The organism is Ruminococcus bicirculans (ex Wegman et al. 2014) (assembly GCF_000723465.1).
GTDB lineage: Bacteria > Bacillota > Clostridia > Oscillospirales > Ruminococcaceae > Hominimerdicola > Hominimerdicola aceti.
Genome location: NZ_HF545616.1, coordinates 505,119 through 523,291 on the forward strand (window position 1 = coordinate 505,119; position 18,173 = coordinate 523,291).

The window sequence follows — 18,173 nt, forward strand, 5'->3', positions numbered from 1 at the left end:
GTCATTTTTTTACATAAAAGTACAGCTCCCGAGTGTCTTCTCGGGAGCTGTACATTTTTTTTGCTTATTCTTCACTTGCCTGATATGCGGATAGGAATTTCTCGTAGATATCGGGATAATGTTTTTTTAGTCTTACAGGCTTAAGGTCGGAGGTGGTGAAGCAGTGGGAGGTGTGGGCAAGGCAGGCTGTTTTCTGAGTGGTAAGGTCAAAGACTTCATAGTCAAGCTCGTAGGCACAGCCGTTGAACTTTGACAGCTTACAGCGCACTTCAAACTCATCTCCGAAACGGACGGGATATTTATAGTGTGTTTCCACGGAGAGCACTGGGGAAACTATCCCTCTTGCCTCTATTTCGTGGAAAGGGCAGCCAAGCTGCTCCATAAGGTCAACACGGGCTTCCTCAAGCCAACGGACGTAATTTGAATGGTGGATTATATCCATGCGGTCTGTTTCATAATAAAAGGCTTTTCTTTTGTAGGGGGTAAGTGTCATTTTATGTCCTTCTTTCTGTGGGTTTGACGTTGACGTTATATATGGGTGTGATAAAAATAGCGGGCGACCAATGGCCGCCCCTGCTTGCTTATGAGTTATTCAAGCCAGATGAAGTTGTTATCGGTGTTCACAAAGTCCATATTATAAAGGAAAATGACCTTTGTTATGCCGTTGTCTTTTACATATTCACTGACGGTCTTATCCATGATGTGGTAATAACGCATATCTATCATTGTGATGTGCTTATACTTGTCGGCAAAGTATGGCATAACTGTGTTTGCGTAGCTGTCCTTTATAATAAGGACGTGTTCGTCGCTTTCACCGTTTGTTTCTATTTCCGTGAGGGCGAAGTTTCCACCCATGAATGTGGAGTATTTATCCTTTTTGGTCTTGAATGAATCGTCAAAAAGGGTGTCTGTTTGTTTGTTTTCTTCAACATAATTTACCTTTACGCTGTTGTCAGGGTTTGTGTAGAAGTGCATTTCGTCAGCAGCGGAGAAGTCTGTTGGGGCTTTTGAATAAAGAGTGCCATGAAAGTCCTTTACAGTTTCTATATTGTAGGATACCTGTGGGATATCTTCATTCATGGCTGTCATAAGTGTGTCAAATCCCACTTTTGCGCCCTCGGCTGTCCAGTGGTGGTCGGTCTTATAGAAAACCTGAGTGGACTTTGCAGCATCTTTGAGCTGGTCATATGGGAAGCAGAGGTTTATCCTGTCGCTGAGGATAGAGCTTATATACTTTTCGCTTTCAAGCTGATCGTCGGTCTGTGTGACCGCAGGGAGCTTGTCTGACATAACGGAAACTGCATTCGGCACAAGAAGAAAGCTTACGTCGACGGATTTATCAAGGCTGTCAGCAAAATCGTTAAGACAGCTTATATTTTTCTCGATAAGAGGTCTGTTTTCCTGATAGTCTTGGAGATAATAGCCGTCCTTGCCGAAATATACACCGTTCTGATAGTTTTTCAGAAGCGTGCGGTCGGTGACTGTTTTAAGACTCACAAGCTGGTCTTTCATGAATATCTGATCGGACATATAGCTTTCGATATCCGATGTGAATTCGCCTTTTTCAAGCTTTTTCCATGAAAATTCAGGGGCTTGCTGGAGATAGCGGTTCTCATTTTCGGAGAATTCACGATCCTCGGAAATAAAGCTTGCCACTGCAAAGCCGAATATGAACAGCAGAAAGCACACTATCATAATATAGTTTTTAAGTTGTTTTTTCATATCTGCCGTCCTCCTTTAAAATCTGAAATACAGGAACGGATTGAATGAATTACCTGCAAGGTAGGCGGTGGAAACTGCCAAAAGTGTTAATGCCCACAGCGGTTGGAGTATACAGCCGCATATCTCAGGACACTTGGTTTGAAGTTTCAGGCAAAGCTTTTTTGGAAGCTGTGTTGAAGCTATCACAAGTATCACTATTGTTACTGCATACTGTGCGAGCCAGAACACTGTTTGGTGATTTATGAGAGGAAGTCCCCCTGCGCCGAACATATTCTTGAAGTTCTGTGTAAGCTTGCCGAAATCTTCATAGGAGAATATTCCCCAACCTATGACTATAAAGAGAAGTGCGTAGATATGCTGGAAAAATGCAGGTATCTTTTTCAGGGCTTTGCCCAAGAAAAGCTTTTCACATAGGAGTATCACACCGAAGTACACGCCCCAGAGCATGAAGTTCCAGTTTGCACCGTGCCAAAAGCCTGTGAGAAACCATACTATCATGATGTTAAGGCACTGTCTTGCTTTGCCCTTGCGGTTACCGCCAAGTGGGATATAGACATAATCTCTGAACCAGCTTGAAAGTGACATATGCCAGCGTCTCCAGAAATCTGTGATAGAGGTGGAGATGTAAGGGTAGTTGAAGTTCTCGAGAAAGTCGAAGCCGAACATTTTGCCAAGACCTATCGCCATATCGGAATAGCCTGAGAAGTCAAAGTATATTTGGAATGTATAGGCTATTATGCCTAGCCAGCTTGCGGCAACGCTCAGTTCGGATTGTGCTGAGTTTGAGATAGTGTCGAAAAGCTCGCCGATAGTATTTGCGAGAATGACTTTTTTGCCAAGACCTATGGAAAATCTCCACACGCCCTGTGCAAAATGCTCTATGCTCTCGTTACGCTTTTTGAGCTGTTCCGCAACGTCGATGTATCTTACGATAGGACCTGCGATAAGCTGTGGGAAAAGGGCAACATAGGTGGCAAGGTCAAGGAAGTTCTTCTGACTTCTTACTTCGCCCTTATAAACGTCGATAACGTAGGAAAGGGTCTGGAAGCTGTAGAATGAGATACCGATAGGGAGGGCAAGACCCAAGGTCTTTATCTGCGTGCCGAAAATGCTGTTTGCCGCACCGATGAAAAAGTCGGTATATTTAAAAAACAGAAGAAGCCCGATGTTCCACACCACCGCTCCTATCATTGCGATGAGCGGAGTGTATTTTTTTGCGTTTTTACGCTGTTTGTCTGCCAATAGTCCTGTTATATACGCAACGATAGTGGAAGCTATCATGAGGACGATATAAACAGGTTCGCCCCATGCGTAAAACACAAGGCTGAAGATAAACAGCACCAAATTGCGTGTTATGCGTGGGACGATATAATACGTTATCAGTACAATAGGCAGGAATGCGAACAGAAATGTTGTACTTGAAAAAAGCATATATTTATTACTCCTAGCCTATTATCTCTTTTGCTTTATCGTTATCGTTTGAAAGACAGAGGTAAACATAATTGCCGTTGGTTACAAGAACAGGGTCGCCTAGCTTTGTCATTTCCTCCGGAACATAGTTTTCAAAAACCTTTTTCTGGCTTTCGACTCTTGCTGTAAGTGTATCTGCGATAGCCTTTGCACTGTCTGCGTCCTTGGCTTCAAAGCAGTCTATCTCCTCGGCTGTTCCTCCTGATGAGCTTACATAGACCTTAGCCTTTGTATAGCTGTCTGCTGATATGCCGATTATCTTTTCTATCTTTGCTTCGTCAAGCTCTGCGAGCTCGTCCTTGAACTCTATGCCGTTCTTGAGCTTGTCCGCAACGGCTGTTACGTCAACGCTTTCGTTTGTCTGAGCGGCTGCCGCTGAATTTGCGGAGTTTGCTGTGCTGCTGTCAGAGTCTGAACCGCAGCCTGTAAGTGCTGCTGTGCCAATGCACATAACTGCCATAAGAGTGCAGAGTATCTTCTTTGTTTTCATAATTCTTCTTTCCTTTCTTATGTGTTGTCGATTATATAGTTGAGCCACTTGTCGCAGTATTCGCTCATAAGGTGTATTCCGTCTGAGGAGGCTTCCTCCGGAAGAGTGCCGTCTGCGCCTGCTACAGCGGAGGTACAGTCAAGATAATTTATACCTGTCTGCTGTGCCACTTCTGAGATAGCCTGATTGAATGTGGCTACATTTGTGTTATTTATGGCGTCGCCCTGCAAGCTTCTTGAAGCTGTTACAGGGAGGATAGATTCAGCATAGATAACAGCGTCAGGCTGTATCTCCTGAATTTTTGTGATAAGCTGTGTATAATAATCCTTGAAGGTGTCGATATAAGGCCAGCCAAGCTCGTTAGTGCCGAGGTTTATATACACTCTGCCATATTGTCTTTCTCCAAGAGCGTCGATAACAGTTCCTGCATTGCCGTTTGAAAGGGTGATGTTCTGGTCTGTCATAACGGTGTCGATGTGCATTCCCACAGAGCAAAGGAACGTTGCTTTTGGTTTATCGCAGTTGTTTTGCAGACCAACTGTTCGTGAGTCGCCTATGAAAACTGCGTCGGAAAGGTCGTCGGCGTCATCATGGGTAACTGAGCTGTCAGTAAGGCTTTCATCTATGCCACTCTCATCGACCATGCTTTCTGCCTGAGAAGAGCTGTCCGCATTGCTCTCGGAGCTTTCGTTCTCTGCCACAGAGCTTGAAGCTGACATCTTCTTTGCTTCCACAGCCCTGCTGTTGCCGCTTCCTGCATGGAAACCCCATATTGCCGCAAATGCTATGCACACAAGACAACTCAATGACACTATGCTTTGCTGTGCTGTGGCTCTTTTTTTTCTTATATTTTTCAAATTGCTACCGTGTTGGCTCTCCATTATACTACCTCTTATATTATCTCTCCTGACCTGCAAAAATGCAGATCCGTTTCAAAGATTATCATAACACATTTTACAGCCTTTTTCAAGTGCTTTTTAGTCGAATTAAGGATTTTCTTCACTTTTTACAAACAGACGCAAAAAAGTCGGGAGAATTTGTTCTGCCCGACTTATTGTTGACAAATTATTCTGTATTATTTGTTTGAAAAAGTTTTATTTCCAAAGCTTTTCAGGATAAACGCCAGCCTCTATAAGCTTTGCGATATCGGCTTTAACGGTTGGCTTATCTTCTTTATATGTAACGCCGAACCACTTATCGTGAGTTTCCAGAAGCTTGCAGTCTGCAATACCTGTTTTTATCATTATATCGATACCCGCAGGGAGGAGAAACTCCGCTGTCAGGCTGTCTTTATTTTCTTTCATAAAGTCTGTGAACATACCATTGAGCTTATCTATAAAGCCGTCAGGGCAAGCCCACATATTCATTGACACATAGCAGTTCTCGTCAAGCTCGGCTGTTTCTTCCTTGCCGGAATAGACCTTGCCGTCATTTTCACGGCGGATATTGTAGGTTTCAACAACGTCTGTGAGCATAGAGTCTTTAACTTCACAGACACCTCTGTTCACTGCACCGAAGTCGCTTAGAGTGTTTTTCAGTATGAAGCCTGCCATGCCGAGATGAAGCTTTTTGCGATCTGAGTTTTCATTGCAGAGAAAATCGTGGAGCTTCACAAAAGCTTCCTTACCGTAAAAATCATCAGCGTTTATTACTGCGAAAGGCTCATTTATAACGCCCTTGCAACAGCAGACTGCGTGACCGTGACCCCACGGCTTAACACGTCCCTCAGGTACGGAATAGCCCTCCGGAAGACAGTCAAGCTCCTGATAAACGTAATCTATCTTGACGTATTTTGAGATACGGTCGCCTATCATTTTATCAAAGGCATCACGGATATCCTTTCTTATAATGAATACGACCTTGTCAAAGCCTGCCTCAACGGCGTCATAGATAGAATAATCCATTATTATCTCGCCGTTTGGTCCGAAAGGTTCAAGCTGTTTTATGCCGCCTTTGAAGCGACTTCCAAGACCTGCGGCAAGTATGCAAAGGGTACAACTCATAATTTTTTATCTCCTTGTTCTTTGTTCTTTGATTTCTCAGTTTAATTTTATTCTATTTCTTAAAATTATATTAACATTATGCCATACTTTAAAGTAAATGTCAAGAGATTTTGACATTTTTATTCAGTTTTTTGCGATGCTTTTCTGCGTATTTTACATCTTTCTTACACTTGACAGGGTGATACTAATGTGATATACTGATATGACAAAAATCAAATAATATCCCTGAAAAGGGTGGAGGATGATATAAATGGCTAAGACGGCTTTGGTAACAGGCGCAAGCTCGGGAATTGGCAGAGAGATAGCGAGAGATCTATCTGCAAGGGGCTTTCGTGTTATAATCAGCGCAAGACGTGAGGAAAGGCTCAGAGAGCTTGCGAAGGAGCTTGGTGACAATACAAGGGTGATAGTTTGCGATGTTTCCGACAGGGAAGAATGTCTGCGGCTTTATGAGGAAACAAAGAACGAGAAGATATCAGTGCTTGTGAACTGCGCAGGTTTCGGTGCAGTGGGCAGCTTTGACGAGCTTCCTCTGGACACTGAGCTTAAAATGATAGACACCAACGTTACAGCGGTGCATATGCTCACAAAGCTGTTTTTGAAAGACTTTGTTGCCGCTGACAGGGGTTATATAATGAATATAGCTTCCTCGGCAGGGCTTATGTACGGCGGCCCTATGATGGCAACATACTATGCTTCAAAGACTTATGTTGTGAGCCTTACCAGCGCAATATATGAGGAGTTGAGGGCGAGAAACAGCAGGGTACACGTTTGTGCGGTATGCCCGGGTCCTGTGGATACGGAGTTCAATGACGTTGCAAACTGCAAGTTCGGCGTAAGCTCCATAACACCACAGTTTTGTGCAAAAAAGGCTCTTGTGGGAATGTTCGGCAGAAAACTCATCATTATCCCTGAGAAGTCTATAAAGGCACTTTATGCAGGGGCTAAATTTGCTCCTAGAGGTATGGTGCTGAAAGTGACTGGAAAGGTGCAGAAGAAAAAGCTTGATAAATGACGGTTTAGTATTTTTACATAAGATAAAAAAGTTTTGCAAAGTGCGGAAATTGGGCTATACTTCTAAAAATCAATAGTACAAATTGTTGTGATTGCATAAGAAAACGTTATCATATTTGTTAAATCAGCCGATTGAAATTTTTCGGAAAATAAAGTACAATATACTTAAAGTTATTTAAGAAAGGAAGTTTTAGAAATGAAACTTACAAAGATTTTCGCAGGCATGGCTGCAGCAGCTATAGCTACAACAGCTATGGCAGTAACAGCTTTCGCTGCTGATTCAACAGCTTACAACTATCTGTTCATCGCTACAGATATCCCATGTGAGTACAACGATAACGATGAGGCTCTTGTAAATGGTCAGGTCGTTACTTGTAAGGATCTTAAGGTAAAGATCGGTTCACAGGAGTTTAACGTAAGTGCTGCTCCTGGCAAGTCTGATTCAGACAAGCTCTGCTTCCAGATCATCAACAAGTGGAACAGCAAGTTCACATCAGAGATCACTGACTACACTGTAGCAGGCGCTGGTGAGTACATCACTATTGACTTCACAATTGAAGGTCTTGGTGACACAACAGGCAATGCTGGTGTATCTTTCCAAGCTGACGGCACTTGGGATTTCAGAAATCCAGATGACAAAGAAAAGGATAAGGTTGCACAGCCAGCTTACTTCCCTAACAAGTGCGTAGGTATCGCAGGTGGCGCAGGTGGATTCGACACAAACGTTGACTGCCAGGATACTGCTATCAACGGCGACGGCTCTTACACAATTTCTATCGCTCAGTCAGGTACTGTAAACGCTGAGGCTCAGAAGTTCGATGACGGCTCAACAAACGAGGGCTGGATATGGGCTGCTAACGCTGTTCCTGTTGCTCCTGCTACTTCTGGCACAGATTCAAACAGCAAAAAGGATGATTCCAAGACAGATTCTAAGTCTGACAGCAAGACTGATTCAAAGGCTAACAGCACAGCCGCAACAACTTCTTCAAAGACTGGTACAACAGGCACAACAACTGCTACATCTTCAAATGCAGCTTCTGACAAAACAGCAGCTACAGGCGCAACAGCAGGCATCGCTCTTGCAGGTATCGCTCTCGCAGGTGCAGCTATCGTAGTTTCTAAGAGAAAGTAATCTTAACTGAGGACTTGTTTCTTAGAGTACGTAATTAAAATAACTAAAGGGACTTCCACTGTGAAGTCCCTTTTTGTGTGTGGTATAAAAAATAAAAAAATATCGGCGAATAGTCTAGACAAATGGTAATTAATATAGTATAATGATTGTATACTTTTATTTTGGAGTTATTTTTTATGAGAGTTATTACAGGTTCATGCAGGGGAAAAAAGCTTAAAACTTTGGAGTCGTTGGATACAAGACCAACTACAGATATGGTAAAAGAGGCTGTTTTTTCCATTATTCAGTTTGATGTACCAGCAAGCTCGGTACTTGACCTTTTTGCAGGCAGCGGTCAAATGGGTATAGAGGCTCTCAGCCGTGGGGCTAGTCACTGCGTTTTCGTGGACAGCAATCCTGAGGCTGTGGCTATCGTCAAGGATAATGTGGATTCATGCGGTTTCAATAAGGAATCCCGTGTGCTTTGCATGGATAGTCTGGAATATCTTAAAGTTGCCAAAGCCGGGCTTGATATAGTTTTTATCGACCCGCCTTACAGAATGGGCATAGTTGAAAAGGCCTTGGAGCTTGTGGAGAGCAAGCTCAATGATGGTGCTATCATTGTGTGCGAGCATGAAAAGGAGCTTGAGCTTGGAGAAAGCTACGGCAGACTTAAGCTTCATAAGAGATATAAATACGGTAAGACCGCTTTGACGGTCTATAAGATACCAATGAAAGAAGTGGACTATTGATGCGTATCGCTGTTTGCCCGGGAAGCTTTGACCCTGTTACGCTGGGTCATCTGGATATAATCGACAGAGCTTCAAAGCTTTTCGATAAGGTGATAGTACTGGTGTCCTTTAATGCTAATAAATCGAGGGCTGCTTTTACGCCGACTGAGAGAATGGAAATGATAATCGAGGTCACAAAGCATCTTGATAATGTGGTGGTGGATTGTTATAACGGTCTGCTGGCGGATTATCTGCAAAAGACGGGCGCTAATGCTATCGTAAAGGGACTTAGGGCTGTGTCTGACTTTGAGTATGAGTTCCAGATGGCTCTTGCAAATAAAAAGCTTTACAATGACGCTGAAACGGTGTTTCTCACCACTACGGGAGAGAATATGTTCCTTTCGTCAAGCGTTGTAAAGGAGATCGCAAGCTTCGGCGGAGATATCACAGGCTTTGTGCCGAAACAGATACAGAGCAAGATCACTGACAGGCTCTATAAGCCTGCCAATAATATAGATCAGTAATGAAAGGGTGTTTAAAATGACGGTAGAGGAAATACTTGAACTTATGGACGAACTGCTTGACAAGTCTTCAAGCGTACCGTTTTCACAGAAAAAAATGATCGATGTTGAGCAGATGCGTGAATACATCGACAGCATAAGACTTAACCTTCCGGGTGAGATAAAGCGTGCAAAGGATATGACAAGAGATAAGAAAAATATCCTTACTGAGGCCAACAAGGAAGCTGAAGAGATCGTAAAGAAGGCTAAGGACGAGGCTAAGAAGCTTGTGGCTCAGGAGGAGATCATCAAGCAGGCGGCTGACTATGCAAAGCAGATAGCCGCAGAGGCTAACAAGCAGGCGGCTGATATCGTTGAGCAGGCTAAGGCTAAGGACAAGGCTATCCGTGAGGCACTTTCTGAAAATCTGAACAAGTCGCTTTCTGAGGCGGCTGAGGTGCTTACAAAGAGCCTTAAGGACGTAAACACTACTAGGGACGCAGTTTCCAAGATAGGTGCGGCAGAGAAATAATATTGTTTGATGTAAGCAGATGGGCTTTGCGGCTTGTCTGCTTTTTTCATAACTAAAATTGTCCATATGAAATTCAGGCAGAATGTGAAAAATTGTGACAATATCTATTGACAAAGAAGCATATGTTGCCTATAATAAATAGTATATGATAAAAAGGCGAGCTTTTTCGCCTATGTGAAAGGGACGGTATTTTTTTTATGGACGATGTCGGGCGACTGTGGACGGGAATAGGTGTTTGTGCGGCGGTAATATTGCTTATGGCTTTTCTTGCCTTGTGCGAAAATGCGGCTGTGGAGTTCAATGACGCAAAGCTAAAGAAAATGGCTGAGGAGGACAAAGACCCGAAGGCAATAAGGCTTGCGGCTTTGCTTGGCAGAACAGGCAGGGTAGTTGCGACAAACCTCATCGCACGTTCTATTATGATAATCGCAGTTTCGGTGGTGGGAGCGATCTACTTTTATGCACCGATTTCAAATAAGCTTCACAAGCTTTTTGATGTATATACTCAGGCTTCGTATTATATTATCGGCATATGTTCATTTGTTATAATAAGCTGTCTGCTTGCCCTTGTTATATGCACTTTTGGCGTAGGCATACCAAAAAAACTTTGCATTTCAGGCAAGGTGGGCGAGAGATTTATTCTAAATAGCTGTGTGGCTTACAAGGCGCTTTTGGCGGTGTTCAGCCCATTGGCGATAGTGAGCGGAGCGGTATCCGCAGGGATATTAAGGCTGTTTGGTGTTAAGTCAACAAACAAGGCGGACGCTGTCACTGAGGAAGAGATCCTCATGATGGTGGACGCTGTAAACGAAACGGGCGGTATCGAGGAAAGTCAAGCGGAAATGATAAGCAACATTTTTGATTTTGACGATATCGAAGTTCGTGAAGTTATGACACACCGCACAGAAATGGTTGCCATAGAAGAAAATTCCACGCTTTCGGAGGCTGTGAAGCTTGTTATAGGCGAGGGCTTTTCGAGAATACCTGTTTACTGCGACAATGCCGACAACATAAGTGGTGTTATATTCGCAAAGGACTTGCTCAGGCTGGTGTTTGAAGAGGATAAGAAAGAACGTCCTGTAAAGGAGTTCATGAGAGATATAACCTTTGTGCCTGAAAGCAACAAGTGTGGTGAGCTTTTCAAAGAGTTCACTGAAGATAAGACACAGATAGCAGTTGTGGTGGACGATTACGGCGGAACAGCCGGTATCATTACTATGGAGGATCTGCTTGAAACTATCGTGGGTAGTATTCAGGACGAATATGATGACGAAACGGAGGAGATACAGAAGGTATCTTCTGATTGCTATGATATGGTAGGCACAGCGGCGTTTGACGACGTTATGGAGGCTCTTGGCAAGGAGTATCACGGCGAGGTGGATTATGACACTATAGGCGGATTCGTTATGGACCTGCTGGGCCATGTGCCTGAGGATAACGAAAAGGTGACAGTGCATTGGGAAAACGTTGAGTTTAAGGTGCTGTCGATACATGAAAAGAAAATAGAACGGCTCAGGGCTGTGATAAAAAGAGATAATGAAGAGATCACGGACTAAGGGCTGAAAGATACAGACAGAATTTTGTGTAAAAATCGAGGACAAAAATTGAAAAAAAAGAAAATGGTCGCCGCACTCACAGCGGCAGTGCTTATCTGCACATCGGGGTGCAGTTTAGGCGGAACGGGAGAGAAAAATAAAAACCGTTCAAAAAATACTTTTGTGAACACTCATGCGTATGTTGAAGCCAGTTCGGAAAGACATACTGAAACAGGGCTTGACAGCAGAAATGAGAGCTTTACGGCACTTGAGATACCTGACACGGCAGAGTATATCGCCGATTTTCTTTGTACTGACGAAAAACGTGTGTTTTCACAGCTTTACAAAGGGCTGAGCGAATTTGAAAGCTCTGTGGAGCTGGCTGAGGGAGTTATAAGCAAGGACGATATCGGTGCGTTTATCTCCATGCTTACTTCGGCTTGTCCTTATATCGACTATATGGGTTCACAGTATACTATCTGCATTGACGGAGATGGATATGTGACATCTGTGGAGGTCACATATGACAAGACCGCTGAGGAAGCGCAGGCTGAGAAAGAAAAGCTGGATAAAAAGGTCGGGGAGATACTTGCAGGCATTGAGCAGGGCTGGTCGGATTATGACAAGGTGCTGTATTTCCATGACAGCATAATTCTTGAGTGTAACTATGACGATACAGCAAAAAATTGCTATTCTGCATATGGCTGTCTTGTAGAGGGCAAGGCTGTGTGCGAGGGGTATGCAAAGGCAATGCAGATACTTTGCACTAAGGCAGGTATAAAGTGCATACCTGTGGCAGGCAAAGCCTATGACGGCGGAGCTGTTCAGCCACATTTGTGGAACAAGGTCATGATAGACGGTGAATGGACGAACGTTGACCTCACTTGGGACGATCCTGTGACAGATGCAGGGGAGGACTATATCCGCTATGACTATTTTGGCATCACTGACGCCGAGTGTGCAAAAGACCATACAGCGGACGATAACAAGTTTTTGAACTATCCTGAGGCATTTTCCTCGGGGGCAAATTATTACAGAAGAAACGGTCTGTATGCTCAAAGCGGTGATGATGTCGTTCGGATAATGTGCCGTTCTGTGGCGGAAGCAATGGCTGACAGTGGATATGCAAGGCTAAAATGTGCTGACAGTGAAACGTATGACAAGGCTGTGGATACTCTCTTTGATGAGAATAGCGGTGCTATCTTTGACGTGCTGAGGCGTGCGTACAGTCAGGCTGGGGGAGATTGGTCTACCTCGAAATATGCGGTCATAAAAAATGACGAACTGTGTACTGTCACAATAATACTTTACAAAAATGAATAATTTTCTCAAAAGCAAAAAATATGCTCAAATGTGTTGAAATTTGCGGCACTTTGTGATATAATAAATGTATTAGTGCGATAAAATATGATATTTTGGATATATCTTGGAAAGGAATGTTATTTTTAGTATGAGCAGTGCTACTAAGCAGAAATCATCAGCAGGCAAGAACGTGCTGATATTCTTTATTGTTTTTATTATTCTGGAAATGCTTATAGTTGTGGGAGTGGGACGTGTTTTCAAAAACAAGAACGTTACACCGAGCATTGCAGGCTACAGCCTGTACATAATGAATGGTGACGGCATGGGTGACAGAGTTCCTGACGGCGCACTTGTTATCACATCGAACATGACCCCTAGCACAGACAAGATAGGCGAGGCAGTTGTGTGCGAGAACGTGCCTGATATTGGAACAAGCGTGTTCTGGCTTTATGACATCACTTCAACTGACGATAACAACGGCGTTGTTTACACTGTTTATCAGGAAAAAGACCCTGCAAAGCTTTATGAGATAAGCTCAAAGAACGTTGTGGGCGTAGCTTCTACATATTATATGACAGCAGGCAAGGTGCTTACGTTCATGTCCTCAACATTCGGCATGATAGTGTGCGCTGTTGTTCCTATATTCCTGCTCGTTGTTATCGAGCTTATAATTGCTATCGCTACTCATTCTTCAGATGATGAGGAAGAGGACGATGACGAGCAAGAACCTGCAGAGAGCGTTACTCTTGACGATTTCCTGTTCGGCGGCGAGAACGAGGGCGAGCAGATCGCAAAACATCGCAAGCACGTTGACGACGAGATAGCTTCTCACCACAAGGCTGAGCCTGAGGGTGAAGAGAAGGCTGAAACGGAGGAAGTTATCGAGGAAGTAGAAGAGGTCGAGGAAACTATATTTGAAAGACCTGCGGAAAAGGAAGAGCGTGCTGAGATAGACCGTTCTTACTACGAGAGAGCTTCACAGCTTCTTGACGAGGCGGCTTCAACTGAGGGTACTGTAGCCCCTGAGCCTGAGAAAAAGCCTGTGCCAAAGGCAAAACCTGCGGCAAAGCCTGCACAGCAGACAAAGACAGCGTCAGCTTCCTTGGAGGAACTTATGAAGCTTATGGAGCAGGAGCAGGAAAAGCTCAAAAAACAGCTTGATAAAAAATAATTCTTGAAAAAATTTTATCCGTCGGGCGTGTGGCTCGGCGGATTTTTTTTGAGGGGAAGCCTGATGAAAAAAGCCCATTTCAAGGCGAAAAATGCAGCTTTGATGTTGCAAATGCACATAAGTTTTTAAAAATATCGGACTAGCATTGTAAAATGATACAAAACATAAAAAATATCAAAAAAAGTGTTGACAAACAGGGTGGGATAGTGTATAATAGATACTGTTGTGAGGGACACAACAAAACAAAGTCCTGGAAACAACAAACCAGCTAAAAGGGAGCATAGCTCAGCTGGGAGAGCATCTGCCTTACAAGCAGAGGGTCACAGGTTCGAGCCCTGTTGTTCCCACCAATTATTTCGTGACAGGTAAAGAGATTTGCCTGTCAACGATAATAATTATTCTTCATTCTCGGAGAGCTGAACTCGAAAAGTTTGAAGTTATTTTTTTCAATGGCCGGGTAGTTCAGCTGGTTAGAACGCTAGCCTGTCACGCTAGAGGTCGTGGGTTCGAGCCCCATTCCGGTCGCCATTGTTTTGCTTCTGTAGCTCAGTCGGTAGAGCAGAGGACTGAAAATCCTCGTGTCGATGGTTCGATTCCGTCCGGAAGCACCAAATGCGGATTTAGCTCATCTGGTAGAGCGCCACCTTGCCAAGGTGGAGGTAGCGAGTTCGAGCCTCGTAATCCGCTCCAAAAAAAGTCCTTACGATAAGTAAGGACTTCATATTTTTTGCGGGTTTATTTCAATTACCAGAATACTTTTCTTCCTGAAAGGAGATGGAGGTGCGATTCCTCTGACCCGCTCCAGAAACGCCTTGCTTTTTAGCAGGGCGATTTTTTATGCTGTTTTGTGGGTGTGGATAGGGCAGTGATAAGATGAAAAAGATGCGAAAAAGTGCGTAGATAGGCGGCTTGACTGACAGTCCAGCCCGATTTTATTGACATTTTCAAAGCCGTGGGCTATAATGTTGACCATAGAGAGTGCACTCCGAACAAATTGAAAGGTGATATGCTATGGAAGATAAAATTACTCTTGGAAAATTCATTCAATCAAAAAGAAAAGAACTGGGGCTTTCTCAAAAAGACCTTGCTAAGGAGCTTTATGTTACTGAGTCGGCAGTGAGCAAGTGGGAGAGAGGGGTATCATATCCTGATATAACGATGATATCGGGACTTTGCAGGGTGCTGGGCATTTCTGAGCACGAGCTTTGCACGGCGAGCGAGGACAATCAGCAGAGAGAGGCTGAGTTTATGGCGCGAAGTTATAAAAGCTTTGTTCGGGGGTACACTATCATAACTGGGATAGGCTATCTTGCGGCGATAATACCGAGCTTTATTTATAATGTGGCTCATGGCGGTATAGGTTGGTTCATGGTGCTTATCACGTCGCTGATGCTGACGTTTTCTTTCATCAATGTGCCTGTGCTTGTGAGGGAGAATAGGGCACTGTGGACGCTTGGGACTTCAACAGTTTCGCTTATGCTTCTTTACGTCGCAGGGTGCGTTTATTCACACGGGGATTGGTTTGTTATGGCGGTGCTTGGAACGCTCCTTGGGGAGGCTATCGTATTTTTGCCTTTTGTGCTGAGAAGTGAACAGCTTGAAAAGTATGTGAGAAACAGCAAGGGGCTTGTGTGCATGGCGGCGGATTCGGTACTGACTTTTGCCTGCGTTATTTATGGTACGCTGAAATACGGTGACGTGGTAGACCTTCGTGAAGGCATGGCCGCTACGGTGGCTTGTGTGGCATTGGTGTGGGCTGTGTTCCTTATTATAAGGTATCTAAAGGTGAACGGCTTTTTCAAGTGTGCACTTTGCTTTGCGGCATCTGTGGTATGGGTAGCGGCAATGACTGTGCTGAGCAATGCATGGAACGGCATGAAACTGTCTGAGATAGTTTCGGTGAAAGGTGCTGACAACAGCCGCTATGATGTTATAGTCTGCCTTTGTCTGGCAGGAGTTGCGGCGGTGCTTGCTATTGCAGGGGTTGTGTATAAGTTTGTGAGGAAAAAACCGCAGGATAGGTAAGGCTGAGAGGACAAAAGAAAGATACAAAACGGATAGGGACAATTTGGACTTTGTGGGACGTCGAGGACGCCGTCCCCTACATAAATGTGATTAGAAATAGGGAATACCGCACTTGGGTGAAAGCTTGGGTGCGGTATTTTTATTTTGCTGTGAATATTTTACCCGTATATGTCAAAAATAATGCCAGAGGACTTATGCCGCCGATAGCATAAGACTGCCGTGGGCGCAACAGTGGCTGCGGAAATCATATCGGAGAAAGGTTTTGTGTGTATGAAAAAATTCAGTATCAGAAATTCACACGCAGGCAAGGCTCTGGGAGCGAAGGGTGTTTACATTACACTTGCGGCGTGTCTGCTGGCTCTTGGCGGTGCGGGTATAGCTGCATATAACAAGGCTATGGAGGATATCACCGACAATCTGACTATTTCGAGCGTTGACAGCACTGCGCCAAAGCAGGCTGATAACAAGAAAACGGACGTTAAAAAGGACGAAAGCTCCAAGCCGGATGTGGACATTCAGACGCAGCCAAATGTCATGCCTGTGAACGGTGAGATATTAGAGCCGTTTTCTAATGGCGAGCTTGTGAAGTCGGAAACTCTCGGCTACTGGAAAACCCATGACGGCGTTGATATCAAAGCTGACCTTGGCGAGCCTGTCAAGGCGATGAACAAGGGCACTGTCACAAAGATATGGGACGACCCTCTGTGGGGCAACTGCATGACTATCGATCATGGAAACGGCATTGTAGGGCATTGCTACAATCTGTCAAAGGAAATGTCCGTCAAGGAGGGCGACGAGGTGAATGCAGGGGAGGTCATAGGTGCTGTGGGCGACACTGCTCAGGCGGAAGCGGCAGAGCTTTCTCATCTGCACTTTGGCTTGAAAAAGAACGGTCAGTGGATAGACCCTATCGAGTTTATTGACCCTGCGGACAAATAAGCTTTCTTCATTTTGGCGCTTTGTAATACAAAGTGCTGATGTTATAATCCCCCATATAACGCCGCATCTGAAAATTTTCGGGTGCGGCGATACATATTTTTATTGCTGTGGGACATGGCTATCGGGACGCTGTCCTCTGCATTTTGTTATTGTTGCGTATCGTCTTGCAAAAATGGGTATGCTGTGGTATAATTATATCTGACAAATCGACAAATCTTGATTGTGAGGTATAATAATGAAAAGCAAAAGAATCTATCCTGCGTTCACTATATCGAAAAAAGGGGAAATGTCCCTGAAAAACGGTCACCCATGGGTGTATTGTGACGAACTGAGAAACGAGCCTGAGGGCTTGAAAAACGGTGAGCTTTGCGATGTTTTCTCTGAAAAAGGCTCTTATCTTGGAACTGGTTTTCTCAGCCTTAACAGCAAGATAAGGATAAGGATCTTATCTGACAACGCAAATGAAAATTTCTCGGAAAACTTTTTCCGCAGACGTATCCGCTATGCCATAGATTACAGAAAAACTGTTATGGGGGACGATTTTTCGGTTTGCAGGCTTATTTTTGGTGAGGCTGACGGCATGCCGGGGCTTACTATCGACAAGTATGGAGATATACTTGTTTCGCAGGTGCTTTCCTACGGCATGGATATGATAAAGGATATGATATTCAGGCTTCTTGTTGAAGAGCTTGCCAAAGACGGAGTTGCGGTTTCGGGCATAATGGAGCGTAACGATGTCGCTATCAGAAAGCTGGAGGGCTTGGAACAATACAAGGGCTGGTATAAGGCTGAATTTCTCCCTGAGCCACCGTCAAATATCACTGAGATAACGGAGAATGGCATACGCTATGAGGTCGATGTTGAGAACGGTCAGAAAACTGGATTTTTCCTTGACCAGAAATATAACCGCCTTGCGGTGTCGAAGATAGCAAAGGGCAAGAAGGTCCTTGACTGCTTTACCCACACAGGTTCGTTCGCACTCAATGCGGCAATGGGTGGTGCAAGGCACGTTACGGCGGTGGACGTTTCACAGTTCGCTGTTGATACGGCCAGGGAGAATGCTGAGAGAAACGGTCTGACTGACAGAATGGATTTTCTTTGCGCAGACGTTTTCGACCTGCTCCCGAAGCTTCTTGAGGAAAAGGCTGATTATGACATGATAATCCTCGACCCACCTGCTTTCACAAAGAGCAGAAAGACAGTTGGAAGCGCTGAAAGGGGATATAAGGAGATAAACTACAGGGCAATGAGACTTCTGCCAAGGGGCGGATATCTTGCCACCTGCTCATGTTCGCATTTTATGGAGAACAGGCTGTTTGTGAAAATGGTAATGAGTGCTGCAAAGGACGCAGGTGTTCAGCTCAAGCTTATTGAAGCAAGACAGCAAGCTCCTGACCACCCGATACTTCTCAATGTGCCTGAAACGGATTATCTGAAATTTTATCTTTTTCAGGTGGTATAGGGTTGACAAATGCTTGCGGATATGCTATAATATAGTTGTTTAATAAACTAGATATATTTCAGCGAGTCTGCTGAGTTCGGACATAAGTAGCTTATTTTTCCGCAGTAATGCGGCTGCTTCCAGCCGACAGAATAGACATTTTAGCCCTGCTTTTTTCAGCAGGGCT

General features: G+C 44.3%; 17 protein-coding genes and 5 tRNA genes. 16 read left to right on the forward strand and 6 right to left on the reverse strand.

Annotated elements, in window-relative coordinates; translation table 11 throughout:
* Positions 1 to 64 precede the first annotated feature (64 nt).
* The 6 genes from RBI_RS02245 to RBI_RS02270 all read right to left on the reverse strand — a co-directional run bounded on the left by RBI_RS02245 (position 65) and on the right by RBI_RS02270 (position 5,685).
* Positions 65 to 493: an acyl-CoA thioesterase gene (locus RBI_RS02245; RefSeq protein WP_038670708.1), complete on the reverse strand. Its 429-nt coding sequence runs from the start codon at positions 491 to 493 to the stop codon at positions 65 to 67.
* Positions 494 to 588: 95 nt separating this feature from the next.
* The gene (locus RBI_RS02250; RefSeq protein WP_051706315.1) at positions 589 to 1,722 is read right to left on the reverse strand and encodes a DHHW family protein; all 1,134 of its coding nucleotides are present in this window, start codon (positions 1,720 to 1,722) and stop codon (positions 589 to 591) included.
* 15 nt (positions 1,723 to 1,737) lie between these two features.
* Positions 1,738 to 3,153: an MBOAT family O-acyltransferase gene (locus RBI_RS02255; RefSeq protein ID WP_038670710.1), complete on the reverse strand. Its 1,416-nt coding sequence runs from the start codon at positions 3,151 to 3,153 to the stop codon at positions 1,738 to 1,740.
* Positions 3,154 to 3,166: 13 nt separating this feature from the next.
* The gene (locus RBI_RS02260) at positions 3,167 to 3,682 is read right to left on the reverse strand and encodes a DUF4358 domain-containing protein (RefSeq protein ID WP_038670712.1); all 516 of its coding nucleotides are present in this window, start codon (positions 3,680 to 3,682) and stop codon (positions 3,167 to 3,169) included.
* A 17-nt stretch (positions 3,683 to 3,699) separates the two neighbouring features.
* Positions 3,700 to 4,563: a GDSL-type esterase/lipase family protein gene (locus RBI_RS02265; protein ID WP_038670714.1), complete on the reverse strand. Its 864-nt coding sequence runs from the start codon at positions 4,561 to 4,563 to the stop codon at positions 3,700 to 3,702.
* 213 nt (positions 4,564 to 4,776) lie between these two features.
* A complete protein-coding gene (locus RBI_RS02270) occupies positions 4,777 to 5,685 on the reverse strand; it encodes a nucleotidyltransferase (protein WP_038670716.1) in 909 nt (302 codons plus the stop codon).
* Between the two features lie 250 nt (positions 5,686 to 5,935).
* On the opposite strand from RBI_RS02270, the gene RBI_RS02275 reads away from it, so the two are divergent.
* The 16 genes from RBI_RS02275 to RBI_RS02345 all read left to right on the forward strand — a co-directional run bounded on the left by RBI_RS02275 (position 5,936) and on the right by RBI_RS02345 (position 18,007).
* Entirely contained in the window at positions 5,936 to 6,700 is a 765-nt protein-coding gene (locus RBI_RS02275; RefSeq protein ID WP_038670718.1) for an SDR family NAD(P)-dependent oxidoreductase, read from the forward strand.
* Between the two features lie 195 nt (positions 6,701 to 6,895).
* A complete protein-coding gene (locus tag RBI_RS02280) occupies positions 6,896 to 7,831 on the forward strand; it encodes an NPXTG-anchored protein (RefSeq protein ID WP_038670720.1) in 936 nt (311 codons plus the stop codon).
* 176 nt (positions 7,832 to 8,007) lie between these two features.
* The gene (gene rsmD / locus RBI_RS02285; RefSeq protein ID WP_038670722.1) at positions 8,008 to 8,562 is read left to right on the forward strand and encodes a 16S rRNA (guanine(966)-N(2))-methyltransferase RsmD; all 555 of its coding nucleotides are present in this window, start codon (positions 8,008 to 8,010) and stop codon (positions 8,560 to 8,562) included.
* On the forward strand, positions 8,562 to 9,065 hold the full coding sequence (gene coaD, locus RBI_RS02290; protein WP_022288083.1) for a pantetheine-phosphate adenylyltransferase: 504 nt from the start codon (positions 8,562 to 8,564) through the stop codon (positions 9,063 to 9,065). The genes rsmD and coaD overlap by 1 nt, the downstream gene beginning before the upstream one ends.
* A gap of 16 nt (positions 9,066 to 9,081) precedes the next feature.
* Complete coding sequence (locus tag RBI_RS02295) at positions 9,082 to 9,573, forward strand: hypothetical protein (RefSeq protein WP_022288084.1); 492 nt, start codon at positions 9,082 to 9,084, stop codon at positions 9,571 to 9,573.
* A gap of 197 nt (positions 9,574 to 9,770) precedes the next feature.
* Positions 9,771 to 11,129 carry a hemolysin family protein gene (locus tag RBI_RS02300; RefSeq protein WP_038670724.1) on the forward strand — a complete coding sequence of 453 codons (1,359 nt, stop codon included), beginning with the start codon at positions 9,771 to 9,773 and terminating at the stop codon, positions 11,127 to 11,129.
* Between the two features lie 48 nt (positions 11,130 to 11,177).
* Positions 11,178 to 12,431, forward strand: a complete 1,254-nt coding sequence (locus RBI_RS13895) for a transglutaminase domain-containing protein (RefSeq protein WP_051706323.1) — start codon at positions 11,178 to 11,180, stop codon at positions 12,429 to 12,431.
* Between the two features lie 127 nt (positions 12,432 to 12,558).
* Positions 12,559 to 13,581 carry a hypothetical protein gene (locus RBI_RS02310; protein WP_038670726.1) on the forward strand — a complete coding sequence of 341 codons (1,023 nt, stop codon included), beginning with the start codon at positions 12,559 to 12,561 and terminating at the stop codon, positions 13,579 to 13,581.
* A gap of 274 nt (positions 13,582 to 13,855) precedes the next feature.
* Positions 13,856 to 13,931: transfer RNA gene (locus RBI_RS02315), tRNA-Val, on the forward strand.
* A gap of 101 nt (positions 13,932 to 14,032) precedes the next feature.
* Positions 14,033 to 14,109 (forward strand) — tRNA-Asp (locus RBI_RS02320).
* A gap of 7 nt (positions 14,110 to 14,116) precedes the next feature.
* Positions 14,117 to 14,192: transfer RNA gene (locus RBI_RS02325), tRNA-Phe, on the forward strand.
* A gap of 3 nt (positions 14,193 to 14,195) precedes the next feature.
* Positions 14,196 to 14,271: transfer RNA gene (locus tag RBI_RS02330), tRNA-Gly, on the forward strand.
* 39 nt (positions 14,272 to 14,310) lie between these two features.
* Positions 14,311 to 14,385 (forward strand) — tRNA-Glu (locus RBI_RS14725).
* Between the two features lie 207 nt (positions 14,386 to 14,592).
* On the forward strand, positions 14,593 to 15,606 hold the full coding sequence (locus RBI_RS13900; protein WP_051706325.1) for a helix-turn-helix domain-containing protein: 1,014 nt from the start codon (positions 14,593 to 14,595) through the stop codon (positions 15,604 to 15,606).
* A 270-nt stretch (positions 15,607 to 15,876) separates the two neighbouring features.
* Positions 15,877 to 16,545 carry a M23 family metallopeptidase gene (locus RBI_RS02340; RefSeq protein WP_038672965.1) on the forward strand — a complete coding sequence of 223 codons (669 nt, stop codon included), beginning with the start codon at positions 15,877 to 15,879 and terminating at the stop codon, positions 16,543 to 16,545.
* A 235-nt stretch (positions 16,546 to 16,780) separates the two neighbouring features.
* Positions 16,781 to 18,007 (forward strand): class I SAM-dependent rRNA methyltransferase, encoded by a 1,227-nt coding sequence (locus RBI_RS02345; protein WP_038670727.1) that lies wholly within the window; start codon positions 16,781 to 16,783, stop codon positions 18,005 to 18,007.
* Positions 18,008 to 18,173: the final 166 nt, after the last annotated feature.

Bases quoted from the DNA above. Each gene is read 5' to 3' on its own strand.
- RBI_RS02245 (WP_038670708.1), bottom strand. From the start codon at position 493: ATGACACTTACCCCCTACAAAAGAAAAGCCTTTTATTATGAAACAGAC.
- RBI_RS02250 (WP_051706315.1), bottom strand. From the start codon at position 1,722: ATGAAAAAACAACTTAAAAACTATATTATGATAGTGTGCTTTCTGCTG.
- RBI_RS02255 (WP_038670710.1), bottom strand. From the start codon at position 3,153: ATGCTTTTTTCAAGTACAACATTTCTGTTCGCATTCCTGCCTATTGTA.
- RBI_RS02260 (WP_038670712.1), bottom strand. From the start codon at position 3,682: ATGAAAACAAAGAAGATACTCTGCACTCTTATGGCAGTTATGTGCATT.
- RBI_RS02265 (WP_038670714.1), bottom strand. From the start codon at position 4,563: ATGGAGAGCCAACACGGTAGCAATTTGAAAAATATAAGAAAAAAAAGA.
- RBI_RS02270 (WP_038670716.1), bottom strand. From the start codon at position 5,685: ATGAGTTGTACCCTTTGCATACTTGCCGCAGGTCTTGGAAGTCGCTTC.
- RBI_RS02275 (WP_038670718.1), top strand. From the start codon at position 5,936: ATGGCTAAGACGGCTTTGGTAACAGGCGCAAGCTCGGGAATTGGCAGA.
- RBI_RS02280 (WP_038670720.1), top strand. From the start codon at position 6,896: ATGAAACTTACAAAGATTTTCGCAGGCATGGCTGCAGCAGCTATAGCT.
- rsmD (WP_038670722.1), top strand. From the start codon at position 8,008: ATGAGAGTTATTACAGGTTCATGCAGGGGAAAAAAGCTTAAAACTTTG.
- coaD (WP_022288083.1), top strand. From the start codon at position 8,562: ATGCGTATCGCTGTTTGCCCGGGAAGCTTTGACCCTGTTACGCTGGGT.
- RBI_RS02295 (WP_022288084.1), top strand. From the start codon at position 9,082: ATGACGGTAGAGGAAATACTTGAACTTATGGACGAACTGCTTGACAAG.
- RBI_RS02300 (WP_038670724.1), top strand. From the start codon at position 9,771: ATGGACGATGTCGGGCGACTGTGGACGGGAATAGGTGTTTGTGCGGCG.
- RBI_RS02310 (WP_038670726.1), top strand. From the start codon at position 12,559: ATGAGCAGTGCTACTAAGCAGAAATCATCAGCAGGCAAGAACGTGCTG.
- RBI_RS13900 (WP_051706325.1), top strand. From the start codon at position 14,593: ATGGAAGATAAAATTACTCTTGGAAAATTCATTCAATCAAAAAGAAAA.
- RBI_RS02340 (WP_038672965.1), top strand. From the start codon at position 15,877: ATGAAAAAATTCAGTATCAGAAATTCACACGCAGGCAAGGCTCTGGGA.
- RBI_RS02345 (WP_038670727.1), top strand. From the start codon at position 16,781: ATGAAAAGCAAAAGAATCTATCCTGCGTTCACTATATCGAAAAAAGGG.